Annotated in this window: 2 rRNA genes; both read right to left on the bottom strand. The window is 54.7% G+C overall.

Features of this window, described 5'->3' with window-relative positions:
* Positions 1-29: 29 nt before the first annotated feature.
* Positions 30-146 (bottom strand): 5S ribosomal RNA (gene rrf / locus JF52_RS0116235).
* A 113-nt stretch (positions 147-259) separates the two neighbouring features.
* Positions 260-611 (bottom strand): 23S ribosomal RNA (locus JF52_RS0116230); the annotation flags it as partial.

Below are 611 nucleotides of genomic sequence, written 5' to 3'. Positions count from 1 at the left end.
GGGTGGCCATTTTGTTTCTTCTAAGAGAAGTTCGGCGGTGTCCTACTCTCCCACAGGGTCCCCCCTGCAGTACCATCGGCGCTGTGAGGCTTAGCTTCCGGGTTCGGAATGTGACCGGGCGTTTCCCTCACGCTATGGCCGCCGAAACACTATTGATGTTTCAAAAACCTAAAGGGCACGTATGAACGTGCGTGTTCAGGGTTCTCGACCGTACATCGAGAACCACTCAGTGGACGCGTAGCACCAACAAAATCGGTGTGTTATCAAGTCATCGGCTTATTAGTACCAGTCAGCTGCATGCATTGCTGCACTTCCACATCTGGCCTATCAACCCAGTAGTCTGGCTGGGAGCCTCTCACCCGAAGGTATGGAAGTCTCATCTTGAGGCCGGCTTCCCGCTTAGATGCTTTCAGCGGTTATCCATCCCGAACGTAGCTAATCAGCGGTGCTCCTGGCGGAACAACTGACACACCAGAGGTTCGTCCAACCCGGTCCTCTCGTACTAGGGTCAGATCCTCTCAAACTTCCTACGCGCGCAGCGGATAGGGACCGAACTGTCTCACGACGTTCTAAACCCAGCTCGCGTACCGCTTTAATGGGCGAACAGCCCA

The sequence above is a fragment of the Microbacterium profundi genome (assembly GCF_000763375.1).
Classification (GTDB): domain Bacteria; phylum Actinomycetota; class Actinomycetes; order Actinomycetales; family Microbacteriaceae; genus Microbacterium; species Microbacterium profundi.
Note: the sequence above shows the minus strand (reverse complement) of the source record. Positions and strands in the feature narration are given on the sequence as shown.